This is a genomic window from Niabella sp. (assembly GCF_030150205.1).
Lineage (GTDB): Bacteria > Bacteroidota > Bacteroidia > Chitinophagales > Chitinophagaceae > Niabella.
This window is the reverse complement of the sequence record NZ_JASLGT010000020.1, coordinates 39548-58637: the sequence shown is the minus strand read 5'-3', so window position 1 is coordinate 58637 and position 19090 is coordinate 39548. Positions and strand designations below refer to the sequence as shown.

Below are 19090 nucleotides of genomic sequence, written 5' to 3'. Positions count from 1 at the left end.
AGTTTTTCCTGAGCTTTAATAAACCCGGTTTGTAAAATACCGGCAACAACAGCATATTGCTGCTTCGCCGCTTTGGGGCAACAGGAGACCGGGAAACCATTAACCGTAATCGGATCGAAATCCTGTTTTATCCTGCTAACGCCCGCTTCACCACCTCCTTTTTAGCCTTGGAGATCGGTATTTTTTCTCCGTTGGTTAACAGCAGGCAGCCCCCGTCTTCTTTCAAAAGGCTTTTTATAAAAACGGGATTTACCAGGTGTGTTTGATGACAGCGGATAAAGCCGCCCGGGGCCAGCAGCTCATCATATTCTTTAAGCGGCCGGGAGACGAGTATCTTTTCCCCGTTATTTAAATGGAAATAAACATAGGTATTCTGCGCTTCACAACGAACGATACTGTTTATCGCTACATAACGCATTTCCTGGAACAAGGGCAGCGCAATCCTCTGGGGTATTTTTTCAGCTCTTTTAAGATGCGTTACTAAAAAATCGAGCTGGTTATAACGCTGTTTGCTGCTCCATTTTTCCTTTGCCCTTTCTATTGCTGCCCTCAATTCGGTTTCATCAACCGGCTTTAGTATATAATCCAGCGCAGCGTATTTGATGGCCTGGATACCGTACTGATCATAGGCGGTAACAAAGATCACTTCAAATGCTCTGCCCGAAAGCTTCTTTAACAGGTCGAAACCTGTTTCCTTTCCCATTTGAATATCCAGGAATACCAGGTCCGGAGCGTGGGTATCAATCAGTGCAACTGCGGCATCGACGGTTGACGCCACGCCCGAAACGGTTAGCTCCGGGAAGCCCCGGTTCAGCATTCTTTTCAGATTCTCAATGTTATGCGCCTCGTCGTCTACAATAATCGCGTTCATGCCAGCCAGTCGTTTAATGTAAGTAATATGGTGGTGCCGTTTTCTCCGGACCGAACATCCAGGATTACAGGCGTACTGCTATACACTTCGTTCAATAAAGATATCCTGTTTTTGGACAGTGCCGATCCGGTGCCCAGGGCGGTGTTTACATTAAAACCTTTTCCATTATCCCCGATTGTAACCAGGACGCTTTTACCTGCTTTTTCAAATTTTATTTTAATCCTTCCGCTGTCAACTGCCTGCATGGCATGTTTTACTGCATTTTCTACAAAAGGCTGTAAAAGCATTGTTGGGATTTCCGTATTTGTCTGATCAATGTCTTCTTCCACAGAGATGGAATAGGCAAACCCGAAGCGCATTTGCTCCATCTGTAAATAATCGTTCAGCAATTTAACCTCATCTTCAATCGTGACCAGGTCTTTTTCCGCATCCTCCAGCACTTTCCGGGATAAACGGGAAAATTTTGTTAGATAACTATTTGCCGCGGCATTATCATTTTTGTTTACGAGATTTTGAATTCCGGACAAAGCATTGTATACAAAATGCGGATTGAGCTGAGCGCGAATCGATTCAAGTTTCAGTCGTGCCTCTTTTGTCAATTGCTCCTGCCTTTGTAATTTCTTTTTTTGTCGTTTCTTTTTGATCAGTATATAGGCTATTACCGGAAGCGCCAAAACACCAAACCCACTTAATAATATGAGTATCTCTAAAATATTGTTTTCCGGAGGCAAGACACGGTATTCGATGGTTGTAACTTTATCAGGAAAGGAACGAACTGATTTGCTAGAGCCCGCAGACTGCATAAACCCTGGAACCACAAGTATTTTATACGTTCCCACGGTATTAATAAATTCAATCGGCAGCGAGGTTTGATAGGCATCGCCTTTGCTCCAGTTAATGGCACCTTTCTCAAAAAGATGATCAAAAAATCCAGTCAAGGGCTTAAACTTTTTCCATTTTGTCTTAAGAGCAATAGTATCCACCCGCCCACGTATATCGCGAATAATATACGTTTCAAAAATCAGGGGGGTGTTATTGGTAATGAGAAACAGGTTGCCCCCTGTTATGTCTGCTTTCTGATCCTTCTCCTTTCTATAAAGCGTAATATATCGGAGGCCAACGGTTGCACCGGAAACCGTTGAAACAGCAGATCCATCGCTGGCCGTTTCTTTTCGCTCAAATCGTTCTTCGTATACACCAAAAATCGAAGGTGCTTCAATAGCTTTTGTACTAACATCTTGGGTCAAAATATTTTCCGGATCTTCCACATTATAAAGCTGAATAGTAACAACGTCGTTATTACAAATAACCGGGCCCATAAAAATATTGGTTGTGAAAGTACCGTCGGGCTCATTTTGCTTTGTCATTTTTCCGTTAACCGGGCTCCATTGTGTTGAATCGGATGAATTTTTTCGCAAAACCCGGTACCGCATATTAGAAACCGGTATTGAAGACGCTACAAAAAAAGACAGGTTAACATTTTGCGTATTGGGGAAATAGCTGAAATTTTTTTGTTCTTCAACCGGGTGCAGCGGATAGTAATGAGTAGCATTTGTGTCTGCAGGTAAGATTGATATCCGGAATAAGCATTTACCGGTTTTATTAAAGGCAGCTACGCCCCCTTCCGTTTGCGTTTGTTTATAAGTAAGCCCGGAAGGGAATTGGATGTTTATCTGGGAATTTGCCCCACAGCACAGGAAACTGCTCATTCCTGTGGCAATTATGATCAACATTTTATTTCTCATAAAAAAATTTCCAGCTAAACTATTTTGTTTACGCTCCTTTAAAAAGCAGCAACTAGTATTTGGAAGGTATAAAACAGGAATTGATCTATTTTTAATAGCTAACCTCAACCTGCATTATAGCAGTCACTAAAACCGGGTACTTTATCATTTTATCCGTCCCGGGTTCTTCTTTATAAAATCTTCCCAGCCTTTAAAGCCGGCGGCGATTTTTATGGGACTGCTGATCTGGTAATGATGACAGAGGGCTACGGCCAGTGCATCGGTAGCATCAAAATGTTCCGGGGCCTCTTTGAGCGAAAGGATCTGTTGCAACATTTTCCATACCTGTTCTTTGGCCGCGTTCCCGTTGCCGGTTACGGCCTGCTTTATTTTCCGGGGCGAATATTCCGTAACGGGAATATTAAAATGCATGGCGGCGGCAATAGCCACCCCCTGCGCCCGTCCCAGCTTGAGCATACTTTGTACGTTCTTGCCAAAAAACGGGGCTTCAATCGCAAATTCATGGGGCTGGTAGGCCCGGATCAGTTCGGTTACTTTTTCATGGATCCGGCTGAGCCGTGCATAACTATCCAGCCGGGCGGGAAATTTTATGGCATGCATTTCGCGCATCTGTATTTTTTGACCAGTACAGGCAATAACACTGTAGCCCATTATGAGTGTACCGGGATCAATACCCAGGATTATTTTGGCGGCTGTTTGCAAAGGGGATGCTATTTTTACCAGGATTCATGAAGATCAACAAAAATATCAAAATATTCTTCAATTATTTCCTAGGGCCGCTGCTGTTTATCTGGCTGTGCTGGTCTATTTATAACCAGGTGAGCCTGCAGGAAGGGTTAAGCGAATCCTGGGCGCAGATCAGGGCCTCTCTTACCAGCTCAAAGATCCTGTACCTGGTGGCCGTAATCATTTTAATGGCCGTTAACTGGACGGTGGAAGCCTGTAAATGGCGCATTGCGATTAAAAGTGTGCAGCATCTGTCTTTTTTACGTGCGCTGAAAGCTACCTTGTCGGGTGTATCATTTTCCGTTTCTACTCCCAATAGTATTGGCGATTACGTGGGACGGATCCTTTATATAGATGAGGGTAAGCGTATTAAGGCTGCAACGCTTACGGTGGTAAGCAACCTCAGCCAGTTGCTTGTTACCATATGGATGGGGCTCTTTTCCCTTTATTTCTTAAAAGAACCGATCGTTACCGCCGGGATCATTTCAGTTTTGTGGTTTGATGCCCTTTTTTATATTGTGGCATTCTGCGCGGTGCTGCTGCTGCTTTTTTACTTCCGCATTTCCTGGATGGCCAAATGGATCAGCCGCATACCCTCGGGGAAAAAATTTTCATGGTCCATAGAAGCCCTGGAACATTTTAATGCAACGGTACTGCTCCGATTATTGTCTTTATCTGTAACACGGTTTTTTATTTTTATATTGCAATATTTCTTATTATTTCAGTTATTTGAAGTAACGGTTTCTTTTTGGCAGGCCTGGACGGGCGTAAGTGTATTGTTTCTGATCCTGGCCATTATTCCCACCATTGCACTTTTTACAGATCTGAGTGTAAGGGGGAGCCTGAGCCTGACAATATTAGGATTATTTAACGCTAATCAATTGGGTATTAGCTTAACTTCGGCAAGCATTTGGTTAATTAACCTGGTTATACCCGCACTCATCGGAAGTGTGCTGGTATTGGGTATTAAAAGCATATTTAAAAGCAAAAATGAAAACGCTTAGTTTATTTCTGGTTCCGTTCTTTATGTTGGTTGCAGATGGCAATAAAAAGGCGGTTGCTCCCGCAGCCCCGGAGGTTTTCGCTGCGCCGGCATGTTCGATCCCCAATACGGCCTTCCAGGCTGGTGAAAAAGTGGGATTTACAGTGGGCTATAGTGTGGCCGGAGCCTTTGTACCGGCAGGTTCGGGATCTTTTTTTACGACCATGGAAAGGCTGAACGGCCGCTCCGTATACCATATTACGGGAACCGGACGCACACTTTCCTCTTACGAATGGGCGTATAAGGCTTACGACACCTACGAAACGTATGTAGATGTGGAAACCTTTCAGCCGCTGCAATTTGTGCGCAATATCAATGAAGGGGGCTATAAAAAATATCAGAAGGTCAGCTTTATTAAATCGGCCAATACCGCTGTCAGCAATGAAGGTACTTTTAATGTACCGGCCTGCGTGCATGATGTGGTAAGCTCTGTATTTTATGCCCGTAATGTAGACTACAACAGTCTGAAACCCGGCGATAAAGTACCCTTTAGCGTGTTTTTAGATAATGAGATTTTTGGTATGTATATCCGGTACATGGGTAAAGAAACCATCACCACTAAATACGGGAAATTTAAGGCGATAAAGATCAAACCGCTTACCATTAAGGGAACCATTTTTGAGGGTGGGGAGAAGATGACCGTATGGGTAACCGATGATGCCAACCGCGTTCCCATCCGCGTGGAAAGTCCGATTATCGTAGGTAAGGTGAAGATTGAAATGACCAGCTTTGAAGGACTTAAAAACCCGATGACGGCGCTGATCAAGAAAAGCTGATCAGGCTTCGGCAGTTACAGGGAGCAGTTCCAGGTTTCTGGTTTCACGTTTAAAGTTTCAGGTTGAGTTTCGTTTCTGCTTGATATGAAATGCTCAATTTCCGGATCTTATAATCTTTACAGGAGTGAAATTATTGAACAGGAACGGAATCTTCATTTTCAAATTTCCACACCTTCAAATTTTCAAATTCCAAAATTTCCTATAGCTCGCTCAGCTTAAAGAACTGATCCGGACGGATGCCTCTTTCCGTATTCTTCAGCGTACAACATTCCTGTTGCGGATCGTGCTCAAAAAACAGGATGTATTCCTTGTTTACGGCTTCCTGCAAAAACGCTTCTTTTTCGGTCATGGTCATTAGCGGGCGGGTATCGTAAGCCATTACATACGGCAGGGGAATATGCCCCGGGGAAGGCAGCAGATCCGCCATAAATACGATGGTCTTTCCTTTATACTGAACCTGGGGCAACATCATCGCTTCCGTATGTCCATTCGCAAACCGGATATCAACCTGTTCCAGGAACGGTGCTGATGCGAGGTCTTTTCCATCACCTTCCTTATCCAGGATAAATTTCAACTGACCACTTTCCTGTATGGGCAGGATATTCTCTTTCAGGAAGGAGGCTTTCTCTCTTGGATTGGGGTTTGTAGCCCATTCCCAATGCGCCTCGTTGCTCCAGTAAACGGCATTCTTAAAGGCCGGCACCAGCCGGTCTCCTTCTTTTTCTATGGCACCGCCGCAGTGATCAAAATGCAGGTGTGTTAAAAATACATCGGTAATATCATCCCGGTGAAAACCATATTGCGCCAGCGACTTATCGAGGTTGTCGTCTCCATGCAGGTAATAATAGCCAAAGAACTTTTCGCTCTGTTTATCGCCCATACCGCAATCTACCAGCACCAGCCGGTTACCCGTTTCTACCAGCAGGCTACGGGTGGCCCAGCTGCACATATTATTTTCATCGGCAGGATTTAACCCGTTCCAGATGCTTTTAGGCACTACACCAAACATGGCACCACCATCCAGCTTGAAATGACCGCAATTGATTGTATATAGGTTCATGTTTTTTTAGTGAGAAGTGAACTGTTTTTAGTTTATAGCCTTCAGCAACGGACTTAACTGAAAACTGATCGCTGATGGCTGACGGCTAATTCCCCGCCTTCCGTTGTTTTACCAGTGCGGAGTACAGCCAGAAAAAGCCAATCGCAAAGAAAAGGATCAAAGACAATACCGAATTTTTCATGCTGCCGGTTTGTTCTTCAATAAAACCAAAAGCAAAGATACCAATTACAATGGCCAGCTTTTCGGTGAAGTCATAATAACTGAAAAAAGAGGCGGTGTCCTTTGTATCGGGCATCAATTTAGCATAAGTGGATCTGCTGAGCGATTGAATGCCGCCCATCACCAGGCCCACAGCAACCGCCAGTCCATAAAACAGGTACTCCCCATTACCGCCGCCTTCCGCTACCATCGCAGTAAGGTATGCCGCAATACAGATCAATATCCAAAAAATGACCACACCCATCAATACCCTGATATTTCCATACCGGGCCGAAAGCCGGGACATATACCAGGCGCCGGCTACGGCCACCAGCTGTATCATTACAACGGATATGATCAGCCGGTCGTCCGGCAGCCCCAGGAGTTTGCTGCCAAACAGCGTGGCGGCCAGCATTACCGTTTGTACGCCCATGCTGTAAAAAAAGAAACCACGCAAGTACCGTTTCAGCACCGGCATTTGTTTTACCTGCAGGTACACTTTTTTTATTTCGATAAATCCATCCTGCAAAACCCTGCCACCGATCTTAGCCGGTTGCGCCGATTGCGGGAGCCGGGCAAAAGTGATTTGTGCAAAGCCGAACCACCAGATACCCACCAGCAAAAAAGTAAGCCGGGTAGCCAGGCCTTTGTCGGGCATCAACACAATGAGTAAAAAACCTACCAATTGCATAATGACACTTCCTACATACCCATAAGAAAATCCGCGCGCGCTCACCCGGTCCTGGTCTTCAGGCGCTGCTATTTCCGGCAGATACGCATTATAAAACACCAGGCTGCCCACATAGCCCATCGCCGCCAGCATAAAGGCGGCCACGCCCAAACCCAGTGTATCACTTGTAAAAAAGAACAGCACCGCAGAGCCCAATGCGCCCATGTAACAGAAAAACCGCATAAAGTTTTTCTTGTTCCCCCGGGTATCTGCAATAGAGGTAAGTATGGGATAAAGAATGGCTACAAACAGGTAAGCAGCAGCCAGCACATAATCATACAGGGAGGAATTTACAAACTGTCTTCCCAGGAAATGTACCTTATGATCATTGGAATTATTGCCGGTAACCGCTAAAAAATAAATCGGAAAAAAAGTAGTGGTAATAACCAGGTTGTACACAGAGTTGGCCCAATCGTACATGGCCCACCCGTTGATCACTTTCTTAGAAGCCGTTTGCATGGAATTTGTTTGTATAAAAATACGGGATTTGAAGCGATCGGCGGATCCTGGTTAACAGGAAATAGCAGGAGAAAATGTGCGAATTTGAAAATGGTTGAAGAACTCCCAGGGGAAAACAGCCTATTTGTTACGCCCCTCTTTAAATGCGTTTTCCAGTAACTGCAACAGTTCTTCAAACCCGATGTTTAAAAACTGTGCTGAAATGCCTACCGGTGTTTTGTATAGCTGGTAATTTAGTTCCATGGCCCGCTTCTTAACCGGGTTTTTCTGTTGCTGAAGATATGCTTCTGGATTCTTAATCTCCAGCATAATAAATGGCTGATCCGTTACCCGCTCTGTCCGGATGTTTTTTATATCCTTCCATAATACCCTTCCGGCTGCGATCCCGCTCGAGTTATCGGTAATGCCTTCTTCATCAATGATCAACCCGGCCTTTTTATCCTGTAGCTTTTGAACAAACAGGATAATCGCCACCCCAAAAAAACCGGTGCAGATATAACCGATGATCCGGATCATTGTGGGATCGTCGCTTCTGATAAATAAAAAGGGCTTTATCACAAAAAGAATCCCAAGCAATACGAACACTGCCGCACCCACCAGGTTGCGTATGATCTTTTTTTTATTTACCGGTATGGTTATCGTTTGCATCTTATCAGGACTGTAATAAACGAACGGCGTCTTTGGCAAAATAAGTGGCGATCAGGTCGGCACCGGCTCTTTTTATAGACGTTAAGCTTTCCAGGATAGCCTTCTCTTCATCGAGCCAGCCGCGCTCTGCCGCCGCCTTAATCATGGCATACTCACCACTTACATGATAAGCACTTACCGGAACTGTTACGGCATTTTTTATTTCCCGGATAATATCCAGGTAGGACATGGCGGGTTTTACCATTACAATATCGGCTCCTTCCGCTACATCTTTCAGCGTTTCATTAATCGCCTCTGTACGGTTGGCATAATTCATCTGGTAGGTTTTCTTATCTCCAAAACCCGGCGCACTGTCCAACGCATCCCGGAAAGGGCCATAAAAACAGCTGGCATATTTTGCGGAGTAGCTCATGATACCCACACCGGAAAACCCGTTTTCTTCCAGCGCGTTGCGAAAGGCACCAATTCGTCCGTCCATCATATCGCTGGGCGCAATGAAATCGGCACCTGCCACTGCATGTGAAAGACTCATTTTTGTAAGCGCTTCCACCGTTTCATCATTCAGGATATAGCCATTCTTTACATCCACAATACCATCATGTCCGTATTCCGAATAAGGATCCAGTGCCACATCGGTCATGACCACCATTTCCGGAACCGCATCTTTTATTGCTTTTACTGCCTGCTGCATCAGCCCATCCGGGTTCCAGCTTTCCTTACCCGTGTTGTCTTTCAATGCATCATCGCATTTTACAAACAGCAATACGGAACGGATGCCCAGGCTCCACAACTCCTTTACTTCTTCTACGGTCTTATCAAGAGAGCGTCGAAAATAGCCCTGCATAGAACTGATGGCTTCCACCACATCTTTACCCTCTGTAACAAAGACAGGTAAAATAAAATCACTCGCCCGTAATTGTGTTTCTGCAACCATCTCCCGGATGGCAGCGGTTCTTCTTAAAATCCTGTTTCTATGTTGTAGTATCATAATTTATGATTTATGATCTATGATGTCTGATTTATGATCTTTTATATGCCGCGTACTCATATTTATACAACGGGGTCACTATCATTAATCAGCATAAAAAATCATTTTTTAATTTTTGCTTTGTTTGTTTTATCTGTACAGCCATCACACATCTCAAACCCATTCCCTCGGATGTTTACAGGCCTGTAATAATTTATCTTCCAGGCTTCCGGGCTCCGGCTCGTAGTTATAGATAAACCGTACCGTAGGGGGTAAACTCATTAAAATGCTTTCTGTACGGCCGTTTGTTTTCAGTCCGAAGATCGTTCCCCGGTCGTGGATCAGGTTAAATTCTACATAACGGCCCCGCCGGATCTCCTGCCATTTTTTATTTTCAGCATTCCAGGAAGTGTTCTTTCTTTTTTGCACCAGGGGCAAATAGGCATCCAGGAATGCGTCTCCATTGGCTTTTTGAAAGACCAGCAGCTGTGCCGCTTCCTCCTCACTGTTCAGATAGAGATGGTCATAAAATACACCGCCAACACCGCGCATTTCATTTTCCCGGTGTTTGTTGGAAAAGTATTCATCGCATTGCTGCTTATATTTCGGGTACAACTCCAATCCAAACGGGTCCATCGCATGCTTTAACGTGGAATGGAAATGGGTCACATCTTCTTCAAACAAATAATAAGGCGTCAGATCCGCACCGCCGCCAAACCAGCGATGGGTAACCGTACCTTCCCCGTCATGGGCTTCAAAATAGCGCCAGTTGGCATGGGTAGTAGGTACAAACGGATTTTCGGGATGCAATACCAGGCTGATGCCACAGGCAAACCAGGTTCCTTCAGCCTCACGCTGGGTAGAGGGGGAAATAGAAAGTACTTTTTGCATTTTTTCAGTAATATGTCCATATACCACCGAAACATTTACACCTGCTTTTTCAAAAACGGCTCCATTTTCCATGACGCGGGAATGCCCCCCACCGCCCTTTCCGTTTTCACCGCGCTGCCAGTTATCCTCTTTAAAAGCGGCCCGGCCATCCTCCGCTTCCAGCGCTTTGCAGATACGATCCTGCAGACCGTATACATATTCGATCCACTGCTGGCGAAATGCGTTTGTTGCTTCTTTTTTCATCCGTATATTTTTATTTACCCCCCATTTTGCAGAACGATCTTTATCGATCGGATAATATGTATCCGTTATACGGATCATTTCATAACCGATAAGTATTGTCTGCCGGAGTTGCATCCATAAAAATGCCTCCGTCAATGGTAACCTGCTCTATTTTGCCATTACTGGGCACCGAAAACGTGACCGTCTTTTCTTTATTCTTCCAGATTGCCGGTGTATAATGAAAGCTTTTTTCCTTTCCATTTTCCAGTTTCAGGATCACATCAAAAGGTACTGCAAAGCCGCCTGTATTTTCCAGAGTAATGGTCGTATTATGGGTGCCCTGCCGGGCTTCTTTTATTTTAAGATCGATGTAATTATTGCTAAAGAACCAGTTTTGCCAAAACCAGGTAAGATCCTGTTTTGCGGCGGCATTGATGGAATAAAAATAATCCCACGGCACGGGATGTTTCCCGTTCCAGTTATTGATATAACTGATCAGTGCTTTCTTGAAAGGCATATCGCCCAGCAGGTCTTTTAAAGCCAGGTAAGAAAGGGAGGCCTTTCCATAGGAATTTCTTCCGTACCCGGCTCCTGATAACTGGGACGACATGGTGATCAGGGGCTGATCCATTTCTGTTGCAGGGTTATTGATCCAGTTCTTTATCCGGAAACTTTTAAACGCACTGTCTGCCGTATGTTTTCCATTCTCGGAAATACCAATCAGGTATTCGAAGGTGGTGGCCCAGCCTTCATCCATAAACGCATAGCGGGTTTCATTAATGCCCATATAAAAAGGGAAGTAGGTATGCGCCACTTCATGATCCACCGTTAGCCGGGAATCCATCAGATCTCTTAAGGACGCATCATTTACCATCATGGGATATTCCATATCTGCGTATCCCTGGATGGCCGTCATTGTCGGATAAGGATAGTTTATACCCGGCAGGTTATCCGAATACCACCGGATGGCGTATTTGGTCCACTCTACATAATTTCTAAAATCACCGGCGGTATCCTTATAGGCCGCCTGAACACTTACCCTTTTTAACCCGTTACCATCGGCCAGGGCCACACTTCCTGCATCCCATACAAAATGGTTGCTGGTGGCAAAGGTGAAGTCGGTCACATTCCTGGCTGTAAATTTCCATTCATTCCATTCACTGAAATTGGTCACCGCCCCCTGTTCCATATCTTTGGCTGTGGCCACATGAATGACTTTATTACTGTTCATCGATTCCCGGAAACGCTTAAACGCCGCCGGCTGTAATACTTCTTTTGCGTTCTCCAGAGTGCCTGTTGCCCAAACCACATAGTTGGTCGGCACTTTAACGGAAACGGTATAATCATTAAAATCATTATAAAACTCACCGCCATCGGTATGTGGCAGCAGGTCCCACCCGTTATAATCATCATACACCGAGATCCGCGGATAGAAATAGGCACAGAAAAACGTATTCGGATCAATCTGACCTTCGCGACCGCTGAGCTTTGATAACGGGTAGGACCATTCGATCTCGAATTCCGCAGTTGAACGGGGTAATAACGGGGTATAAAGTTTTACAGGATTAGCGGTTCCCCAATCATCACTATTTATTGTATAGCGTTCCCCGTTTACCACAAACCCAAGGATCTTTAACCCGAAGGTTAAAAAATCCGCCGGCACCTGCCCGGCCCTTGGCGCTTCCGGCTTGTGAATATTATTTATAAAACGGATCACTACCGATTTTAGTGTATCCGGACTGTTATTGGAATAGCTGATCTTTTCACTGCCCGAAACGGATTTCTCTGCCGTATTTACCGTAGCGTTTATAACATACACGCCCCGGTTCTGCCAGTAATTTGCACCGGGCAAACCATTGGTGGTACGGGTTCCTTTTTTAACGGCATTCTGAATGTTCCGGGGCATATAAAGCTCCTGTGCCGCAACAGCCGTGCATTGCAACACAAAAGCCGCTATTAAAAAAGGTAGTTTATTCAAGGCGATTATTTTTAATGCTCTTAAAATCTAAATTCTTTCACCGTATTTACAAATGCCTTTGCATGATCTACCGGCACATTGGGCAGGATGCCATGTCCCAGGTTGGCAATATGGCGGCCCGGGCCAAAAGCGCGCAGCATTTCTTTTGTTTCTTTTTCAATCCGGGAAATGGGCGCCAGTAATTTTGCCGGATCAAAGTTCCCTTGCAGGGTAATATGATCACCGGCAAGATTCCGGGCCACCTGCGGCTCAATACACCAGTCAATGCCTAACCCGGCAGCGCCGGTTGCCGCCATTTCTGCCAGCGAGCCCCATGCACCCTTTGCAAAAACGATCACCGGTACGCTTTCTTTTAATGCGGCCACAATCTGACGGATATAGCGGAGTGAAAACTCCTCGAAATCATGCTTGCTTAATAATCCACCCCAGCTGTCAAACACCTGCAATACATCCGCACCGGCGGCCACCTGCCCTTTCAGGTATGCAATGGTGGTATCGGTGATCATCTGCAACAGCGCATGCGCGGTTTCTGGTTGCTGATAACAAAAAGCCTTGGCTTCATCAAAGGTTTTACTGCCTTTTCCCTGAACCATATAGCATAACAGCGTCCAGGGAGCTCCTGCAAACCCGATCAGGGGTACGCGTCCGTTCAGTTCCTGTTTGATCAGCTTTATCGCTTCAAATACGTAATTCAATGTTTCGTTTACATCCGGTATCCGGATACGCTGCAGGTCGCTCTGGTTTTTTATAGGCTGGGGTAATAGCGGACCCAGCTTTTCTACCAGCTGCACCTCCATTCCCATAGCCTGCGGCACTACCAGGATATCTGAAAACAGGATGGCTGCATCCACGCCCACAATATCTACCGGCTGCAGGGTTATTTCGCAAGCCAGTTCGGGATTCTGGCACCGCTCAAAAAAAGAATACTTTTCTCTTAACTGTATGTATTCCGGCAGGTATCTTCCTGCCTGGCGCATCATCCAAACCGGGGTACGTTCTGTAGCTTCTCCGCGAAGCGTTCTTAAGATCAAGTCGTTTTTTATTTCCTGTTGCATATTTAAAATTCTTTAGATCGATACTTTACCAGTTATGGTCTGCAATCAATCTGATCATCTGTTCCACATCGGGCTGCATTGCTTCCACAATGTTTGACGTATATTCTTTTAAGGCCCTGGTTGTGGAAGGGCCGATAGAAAATGCCCTTGTTGCCGGGTTGATCTCATTTAAAGAAAAAAAACTTTCTACTCCGCTCGGGCTATAAAAGAGAATTCCGTCATAGTGCCGGTTAATTGGCACAGGCGTTTTTATGGTTTCATAGACTATTTTCTCCCTGCAAGGGATGCCGTTCTTTTTTAATCCATCCGGAATGGTATCCAGGCGCAGGTTTCCGCAAAAAAAAACGACCTGGTCCGGAGCCTGTTCAATGATCTTTTTAACCAGCTGTGCTCCATTGGGAGCAGACGCCGCGATTGTTGTTCCGGGAAATAACTCCTGTACTTTTTTACGGGTAGCGGCTTCAATACAAAACACCTTCCATTCCGGGCTGTCTGTAAGTGCCGCCGCCACTGCTTTTACCGCATTGGCGCTGGTAAAAATTACGGTTTGCTCCGAAAGCGAAACATCGGCCATCAACATCGCAACCTGTTCCGGAGCTACCGGCTGCGTTTGCAGAAAGGAGCTGCAATCGAGCTGTACCCGGGTTCCTGCCTGCCGGATGAGCACCTCATCCAATAGCTTTGTACTTAAAATATGAAGCGGTTTATTGCTCATTGTTCATCTTCGCAATTAACGGGCGGGCACCTTTTTCAAGGATCTTTGTTGCCGCAGCTTTTCCAGCCGCTACGGTTGAATTGATCGCATATACTTCATCCACCTCAATCTTTTCGGCCCCTTCGGGTGAAACAATACTTCCCCTGAAATGCAGGTTGTTTTGATGAACGGTTGCCAGCGCGCTGATGGGCGTAGCACAGCCTCCCATGAGTGCGCTTAAAAAATCTCTTTCGGCTTTTACACAGTATGCGGTTTCAGTATGATTGATGCGGCTACAGGCACGCAGTACCGCAAGATCTCCTTTCCGGGCGGTGATCATAATGGCGCCCTGCGCAGGAGCCGGCAACATCCAGTTAAGATCGATGCTATTATCGGGCTTAAGCCCAATGCGTTCCAGACCTGCTGCGGCAAAGATGGCTCCGAACCAATTACTTTCGGAAAGTTTGCGCAACCTTGTATTTACATTTCCGCGGATATTTTCGATGGTATGACCCGGGAACCGGTTCAGCCACTGGGCCTTACGACGCACACTGCTGGTGGCGATGGTCAGGGGAAATGTTTCAGGTTTCAGTCCTGAAGCTTCGGGGGAAGTTCCAGGTTCCGGATTTGAGATCTGAAAGCTGAGATCTGAAAGCTGAAAGCTGTTATCCGGCGCCTGCCAGTTGGGATTTAATACCAAAATATCCCTATAGGAAGCACGTTCCAGAACAGCGGCTTCCACAATGCCTTCGGGCAATTGCACCGGCACATCTTTCATGCTGTGTACTGCCACATCAATCCTGTTATTGAGCAACGCTGTATCTAATACTCTTGTAAAAACGCCCTGTACCCCCATGGAATAAAGAGGGGTTACCAGGTCAAGATCTCCCTCGCTTTTAACCAGCTCCAGCTGCGCGGGGGTGCCTAAACTTTCCAGGAGATTTTTTACCTGTGTGGCCTGCCAAACGGCCAGCTGACTGTCTCGGGTACCAATACGGATCATCATAAAATATCCGGGGTCAGAGAAGCTGCAGGTAATCGTTGATGCTGCTGATAAACTGGCAGCCTTTGTCGTGCCGCACTTTGAGGTTTACCGCCAGCTGCTTTACCGCCTTTTGGGCGCGCATTACCCGCTCTGTTTCACTGATTAGTTCTTTATCCTTATAAAATTCGCAAACACCGGTTTGCATTAAATCAATTTCACGTAGTTTGTCCTTCCAGGTTTTCAGGTGCAGGGCATAATGGTGATCTCTTAACCAGCTCAGAAATTCCTTTTTGAAATACTCAATCATGGTGAGCGCCCTGGGCACTTCCGCTTTGCGTTTTGCCAGCGTTTTGTCCAGAATGGTATTGGAGATCTCATCCACATCAATGACCGTAACCTGTTCCATTTTTCTTATGGCCGGATGTACATTTACCGGTACGGACAGATCCAGGAATAATTTCCTGGTGCCTGGTGCAACATGTTCCGGTACCACCATGGGCTCGCCGGCATTGGTACATACAATTACAATATCGGATGCGTGGATGGCAGTGGCTTTATCCGCATATGAAGCAAACTTGATCCCATGATCAGCAGCGATCTGCCGCGCCACCGCATCCGTACGGTTCATAATTGTAACGGAGGTATGGGGCAAATAGGTATTCAGATTTTTGCAAACATTTACTCCAAATTTCCCGGCGCCGATGATCAGCACGTTCTTTTGCGCGATCTCTTTTATATTCTGCAGCAATTCAATTGCGGCAAATGAAACAGAAACAGTTCCATCGCTGAGATTGGTTTCTGTTTTTATTTTTTTGGAAGCCTGGAATGCAAAATTCAGCATCCGGTCCATAACAGGGCCAATCAGCTGTTGGCTGCGCGCTGTATCCACCGCTCTTTTCAACTGCCCCAGTATCTCATAGTCACCCAGTATCTGCGAGTCGAGCCCGGCAGCTACATTAAACAGGTGCTGCAGTGCTTCTTCTCCATTTTTAAAATAGCCGCATTCATAAAAAGCCGCTTTATCACCATTAGTATGGGGCACCAGCAGCTCCACCAGCTGCATTACTGATTCTGCAAATCCATAGATCTCCGTCCGGTTGCAGGTAGATACTACAAAGACGCTTTTCAGCCCTGCCGCCTTTGCACTTTTTCCCAATGTGACAAATGCCTCATTTGTAATGGAAAACAGTCCTCTGGTTGCTGCATCTGCTTTATGATAGTTGATGCCCGCAATGCAAAAACGATCTAAAACCTGCTTTGAAATATGAAATTCTTCTAACGACATAATTCAGGCGCAAATGTATAAAGGATAAGTGGTAGTATCGTCATACTTTTGTCACCGGGCCTTAAAAAAAACATGATTTTTATCATGATTTTTCATTACTACAGACCGTATGATTTGTCTTGCTGTAACCTGTATCTTTGCCGGTTGTTATACGTTTGTACCACCGGTGTAAAACCCGGTCCGCACAAGTGTGTACAACAATTTTTATATAAATCGAAGTGATCAGGTGAAGCGGAGGTTATGTGGAGCAGTGATCGTACAGCGATGCAACACTTCGGCGGACGCTTTATTCAGCGGTAAAAGGCAGATGATAAAAATGTTATGTACTCCCCGAAAATAACTGTTGTAAACAGGAGTACAAATTTTATACAACAAAAAAATGCGTAAAACAGGAATCATATTAATGAATCTGGGTTCACCGGATTCAACGGCGGTAAAAGATGTAAAGCGGTATCTGGATGAGTTTTTGATGGATAAGCGGGTGATTGATAAGCCCTGGTTGTTGCGATTCCTGCTCATCAAGGGTATCATTGTTCCGTTCCGGGCACCAAAGTCGGCAGAAGCCTATAAAACCATCTGGTGGAAGGAAGGCTCCCCACTTATTGTATTATCGAAACAATTGCAGGAAGCCGTTCAGAAAAAGACGGATCTCCCTGTTGAACTCTCTATGCGTTATGGCAACCCCACACCGGAGGCTGCCTATGATGCATTGCTGAAGCGCATGCCGGATGTAGAAGATGTGATCCTGGTTCCTTTGTACCCACACTATGCCATGAGCAGTTTTGAAACAGCCGTGGAACATATGAAAGAGGCCCATAGAAAAAACAACTATGCATTTAAACTGAAAGTGGTTCCACCGTTTTATAAACATCCTTCCTATATCAATGCATTGGCCGAAAGCATGCGGCCTTACCTGCAGGACGATTTTGATCAGTTGTTGTTCAGTTATCATGGTATACCAGAGCATCATGTACTGAAAAGTGATCCTACTAAAAAGCATTGTATGCAGGTAGAGAACTGCTGCTTCAAATCGAGCCCTTCCCATCCTACCTGTTACCGGCACCAGGTTACCATTACCAGCGAGCTGGTGGCAAAAAAGCTGGGATTGCGTAAAGATCAGTGGCAGCAAAGTTATCAAAGCCGCCTGGGACGCGATCCCTGGCTGCTGCCCAATACACAGGTACGTTTACCGGAACTGCCGAAAGAGCAGATCAAAAAACTGGTAGTGGTATGTCCCTCATTTGTTAGCGACTGCCTGGAAACCCTTGAGGAAATTGAAATGCGCGGAAAGGAAGAATTTATCGAAAACGGGGGAGAACGTTATACCTATATTCCCTGTATGAATACCAACGAACTTTGGGTGGATACGGTACTGCAATTAGTGGAAGAAACCCAGGCCCAGTAAGGAGTTAACAACCTTACAGGCCTTCCAGTTGAGGAAGTACCGTCCAATAGCTGAGTACAATACGCCTGCGCTCGTCGGTGGATTTATAATCGGCGATCCGTGGTGAAGGATACTCTTCTCCTTTTCCATAGGCCACATATCCAATTTTAAGCGTATTAAAATTTTTGAACTTTTCGGTATTGCTTCCCAGCACTATTTTCATATTGCGTACCATTTCCTTTGCACGCAAATCCGATAATAACTGGTTCATCAGCTTTTGAGATGGATTGCCATTGCCCAGGATCGTTGTCAGTTCTTTATAAAGTTGTCCGTTGCGGGCCACCGGCGTAGAATCTGAATAGCCTACAAATACGATCCGCGCTTCGCGTGCAATGCCGGCATACTTATTTGAAAGATAAGATAAGGAGTCGATGACCGGTGTAAAATACTCACGTATAGACGGCATGGCCGACTCCGGGATCCGGTATACACCCGGATCAAAGAACGCCGCATAATGAAACATCTGGTATTTAGCAGTGCTTACCGATTCACGCAACATGCTGTACACCTCTTCGCGCCGTTTTTGCGATGTATTAAAGGAATCCAGTACAATGAGTTTTGCCAGGATATCAGAGAAATTGATCCCTTTCTTAAACGAGGCCCTGCTTTTGGTGGCTGCGTCCATAATTAGCGCCAGTTCCTGAACGCTGTTCAACCGGCCATTGAGTTTATCCAGGATCTGCTGAACATCATTGTTTAAAACACTGTCGATGGTATGGTTACCAGCTTTAACATCGAGTATTTTTTTTATAGAATCCAGTTTAACGGATTCTGCGTTTACCATCTTCTTGGCTTTTTCATTGGTGGCTCTGGCGGTTGTCAGCTGTTTTTGTGAACCACAGGACAACAGTATCAGCATGGTGAAGACAAAAGGATAAAACTTCATAGTCAATTATTGAGGTACCGGCTTAATCGTAAAGCCATCTTGTTTGACGGGCTGCCGGGTCTTTATTTTTTCTTCCAGCATCCGGTCATAAATTTTCTTTCGGTAATCAGCTATTATTTCTTTGTTGGTTGTATCTGCGTTGGCTTTTTTCTGGGAGATCTGGGCAATTTCTTTTAATTGTAAATTGATCAGTGTAGTGTTGTTGCCTAGCTTTAGTTCACTGAACGACAATAGCATTTCATCTAAAGAAGGCTGCCGGTACATATCTGCACTATGTTCCGGATCATCCTGAATGCGCCAGTTTGCCACCAGCCCAAGAATCAGTGCAAGTGAAATTACCCACAACCCCACAAGCATCAACCAGATGGTTTTATGCGGGCGTTCCTGTTTTAAAGTGTCTTTTATGCGTTGTTGAAGTACCATCACAT

At 45.5% G+C, this 19090-nt stretch carries 18 protein-coding genes; 3 read left to right on the top strand and 15 right to left on the bottom strand.

Features of this window, described 5'->3' with window-relative positions; all coding sequences use genetic code 11:
• Nucleotides 1–127: 127 nt before the first annotated feature.
• From Q1V85_RS16005 to ruvC, 3 genes are all read right to left on the bottom strand, one after another.
• The gene (locus tag Q1V85_RS16005) at nucleotides 128–871 is read right to left on the bottom strand and encodes a LytTR family DNA-binding domain-containing protein (RefSeq protein ID WP_300601493.1); all 744 of its coding nucleotides are present in this window, start codon (nucleotides 869–871) and stop codon (nucleotides 128–130) included.
• A complete protein-coding gene (locus Q1V85_RS16000; protein WP_300601492.1) occupies nucleotides 868–2604 on the bottom strand; it encodes a histidine kinase in 1737 nt (578 codons plus the stop codon). The genes Q1V85_RS16005 and Q1V85_RS16000 overlap by 4 nt, the downstream gene beginning before the upstream one ends.
• A gap of 156 nt (nucleotides 2605–2760) precedes the next feature.
• On the bottom strand, nucleotides 2761–3318 hold the full coding sequence (gene ruvC, locus Q1V85_RS15995) for a crossover junction endodeoxyribonuclease RuvC (RefSeq protein ID WP_300601490.1): 558 nt from the start codon (nucleotides 3316–3318) through the stop codon (nucleotides 2761–2763).
• Nucleotides 3319–3344: 26 nt separating this feature from the next.
• On the opposite strand from ruvC, the gene Q1V85_RS15990 reads away from it, so the two are divergent.
• Nucleotides 3345–4346: a lysylphosphatidylglycerol synthase domain-containing protein gene (locus Q1V85_RS15990; RefSeq protein WP_300601489.1), complete on the top strand. Its 1002-nt coding sequence runs from the start codon at nucleotides 3345–3347 to the stop codon at nucleotides 4344–4346.
• Complete coding sequence (locus tag Q1V85_RS15985; RefSeq protein WP_300601487.1) at nucleotides 4333–5160, top strand: DUF3108 domain-containing protein; 828 nt, start codon at nucleotides 4333–4335, stop codon at nucleotides 5158–5160. Before Q1V85_RS15990 ends, Q1V85_RS15985 begins: the two co-directional genes overlap by 14 nt.
• A gap of 199 nt (nucleotides 5161–5359) precedes the next feature.
• Here Q1V85_RS15985 and Q1V85_RS15980 read toward each other — a convergent pair whose 3' ends face one another.
• From Q1V85_RS15980 to hemA, 10 genes are all read right to left on the bottom strand, one after another.
• Nucleotides 5360–6220 (bottom strand): MBL fold metallo-hydrolase, encoded by an 861-nt coding sequence (locus tag Q1V85_RS15980; RefSeq protein WP_300601486.1) that lies wholly within the window; start codon nucleotides 6218–6220, stop codon nucleotides 5360–5362.
• An 85-nt stretch (nucleotides 6221–6305) separates the two neighbouring features.
• A complete protein-coding gene (locus Q1V85_RS15975; RefSeq protein ID WP_300601485.1) occupies nucleotides 6306–7607 on the bottom strand; it encodes an MFS transporter in 1302 nt (433 codons plus the stop codon).
• A gap of 120 nt (nucleotides 7608–7727) precedes the next feature.
• Nucleotides 7728–8255: an STM3941 family protein gene (locus Q1V85_RS15970; protein WP_300601484.1), complete on the bottom strand. Its 528-nt coding sequence runs from the start codon at nucleotides 8253–8255 to the stop codon at nucleotides 7728–7730.
• Nucleotides 8256–8259: 4 nt separating this feature from the next.
• Entirely contained in the window at nucleotides 8260–9243 is a 984-nt protein-coding gene (gene hemB / locus Q1V85_RS15965; protein ID WP_300601483.1) for a porphobilinogen synthase, read from the bottom strand.
• A 153-nt stretch (nucleotides 9244–9396) separates the two neighbouring features.
• Nucleotides 9397–10356 carry an oxygen-dependent coproporphyrinogen oxidase gene (hemF, locus tag Q1V85_RS15960; protein ID WP_300601482.1) on the bottom strand — a complete coding sequence of 320 codons (960 nt, stop codon included), beginning with the start codon at nucleotides 10354–10356 and terminating at the stop codon, nucleotides 9397–9399.
• A gap of 79 nt (nucleotides 10357–10435) precedes the next feature.
• Nucleotides 10436–12313, bottom strand: coding sequence for a M1 family metallopeptidase (locus Q1V85_RS15955; protein WP_300601480.1), 1878 nt, complete (start codon nucleotides 12311–12313; stop codon nucleotides 10436–10438).
• A gap of 20 nt (nucleotides 12314–12333) precedes the next feature.
• A complete protein-coding gene (hemE, locus tag Q1V85_RS15950) occupies nucleotides 12334–13368 on the bottom strand; it encodes a uroporphyrinogen decarboxylase (protein ID WP_300601479.1) in 1035 nt (344 codons plus the stop codon).
• Nucleotides 13369–13393: 25 nt separating this feature from the next.
• A complete protein-coding gene (locus tag Q1V85_RS15945; protein WP_300601478.1) occupies nucleotides 13394–14083 on the bottom strand; it encodes a uroporphyrinogen-III synthase in 690 nt (229 codons plus the stop codon).
• Nucleotides 14073–15068 carry a hydroxymethylbilane synthase gene (locus tag Q1V85_RS15940; RefSeq protein WP_300601477.1) on the bottom strand — a complete coding sequence of 332 codons (996 nt, stop codon included), beginning with the start codon at nucleotides 15066–15068 and terminating at the stop codon, nucleotides 14073–14075. Before Q1V85_RS15940 ends, Q1V85_RS15945 begins: the two co-directional genes overlap by 11 nt.
• A gap of 13 nt (nucleotides 15069–15081) precedes the next feature.
• Nucleotides 15082–16332, bottom strand: a complete 1251-nt coding sequence (hemA, locus tag Q1V85_RS15935) for a glutamyl-tRNA reductase (RefSeq protein WP_300601476.1) — start codon at nucleotides 16330–16332, stop codon at nucleotides 15082–15084.
• A 379-nt stretch (nucleotides 16333–16711) separates the two neighbouring features.
• Here hemA and hemH point away from each other — a divergent pair, with 379 nt between their 5' ends.
• The gene (gene hemH / locus Q1V85_RS15930) at nucleotides 16712–17737 is read left to right on the top strand and encodes a ferrochelatase (protein WP_300601475.1); all 1026 of its coding nucleotides are present in this window, start codon (nucleotides 16712–16714) and stop codon (nucleotides 17735–17737) included.
• 13 nt (nucleotides 17738–17750) lie between these two features.
• Here the strand turns inward: hemH and Q1V85_RS15925 are convergent, their stop codons facing one another.
• Nucleotides 17751–18662, bottom strand: coding sequence for a hypothetical protein (locus tag Q1V85_RS15925; protein WP_300601474.1), 912 nt, complete (start codon nucleotides 18660–18662; stop codon nucleotides 17751–17753).
• A gap of 6 nt (nucleotides 18663–18668) precedes the next feature.
• Nucleotides 18669–19088 carry a hypothetical protein gene (locus tag Q1V85_RS15920; protein ID WP_300601473.1) on the bottom strand — a complete coding sequence of 140 codons (420 nt, stop codon included), beginning with the start codon at nucleotides 19086–19088 and terminating at the stop codon, nucleotides 18669–18671.
• Nucleotides 19089–19090 lie beyond the last annotated feature (2 nt).

Excerpts from the sequence above, each read along its gene's own strand:
- Q1V85_RS16005 (WP_300601493.1), bottom strand. The coding sequence starts at position 871 with ATGAACGCGATTATTGTAGACGACGAGGCGCATAACATTGAGAATCTG.
- Q1V85_RS16000 (WP_300601492.1), bottom strand. The coding sequence starts at position 2,604 with ATGTTGATCATAATTGCCACAGGAATGAGCAGTTTCCTGTGCTGTGGG.
- Q1V85_RS15990 (WP_300601489.1), top strand. The coding sequence starts at position 3,345 with ATGAAGATCAACAAAAATATCAAAATATTCTTCAATTATTTCCTAGGG.
- Q1V85_RS15985 (WP_300601487.1), top strand. The coding sequence starts at position 4,333 with ATGAAAACGCTTAGTTTATTTCTGGTTCCGTTCTTTATGTTGGTTGCA.
- Q1V85_RS15980 (WP_300601486.1), bottom strand. The coding sequence starts at position 6,220 with ATGAACCTATATACAATCAATTGCGGTCATTTCAAGCTGGATGGTGGT.
- Q1V85_RS15975 (WP_300601485.1), bottom strand. The coding sequence starts at position 7,607 with ATGCAAACGGCTTCTAAGAAAGTGATCAACGGGTGGGCCATGTACGAT.
- Q1V85_RS15970 (WP_300601484.1), bottom strand. The coding sequence starts at position 8,255 with ATGCAAACGATAACCATACCGGTAAATAAAAAAAAGATCATACGCAAC.
- hemB (WP_300601483.1), bottom strand. The coding sequence starts at position 9,243 with ATGATACTACAACATAGAAACAGGATTTTAAGAAGAACCGCTGCCATC.
- hemF (WP_300601482.1), bottom strand. The coding sequence starts at position 10,356 with ATGAAAAAAGAAGCAACAAACGCATTTCGCCAGCAGTGGATCGAATAT.
- hemE (WP_300601479.1), bottom strand. The coding sequence starts at position 13,368 with ATGCAACAGGAAATAAAAAACGACTTGATCTTAAGAACGCTTCGCGGA.
- Q1V85_RS15945 (WP_300601478.1), bottom strand. The coding sequence starts at position 14,083 with ATGAGCAATAAACCGCTTCATATTTTAAGTACAAAGCTATTGGATGAG.
- Q1V85_RS15940 (WP_300601477.1), bottom strand. The coding sequence starts at position 15,068 with ATGATGATCCGTATTGGTACCCGAGACAGTCAGCTGGCCGTTTGGCAG.
- hemA (WP_300601476.1), bottom strand. The coding sequence starts at position 16,332 with ATGTCGTTAGAAGAATTTCATATTTCAAAGCAGGTTTTAGATCGTTTT.
- hemH (WP_300601475.1), top strand. The coding sequence starts at position 16,712 with ATGCGTAAAACAGGAATCATATTAATGAATCTGGGTTCACCGGATTCA.
- Q1V85_RS15925 (WP_300601474.1), bottom strand. The coding sequence starts at position 18,662 with ATGAAGTTTTATCCTTTTGTCTTCACCATGCTGATACTGTTGTCCTGT.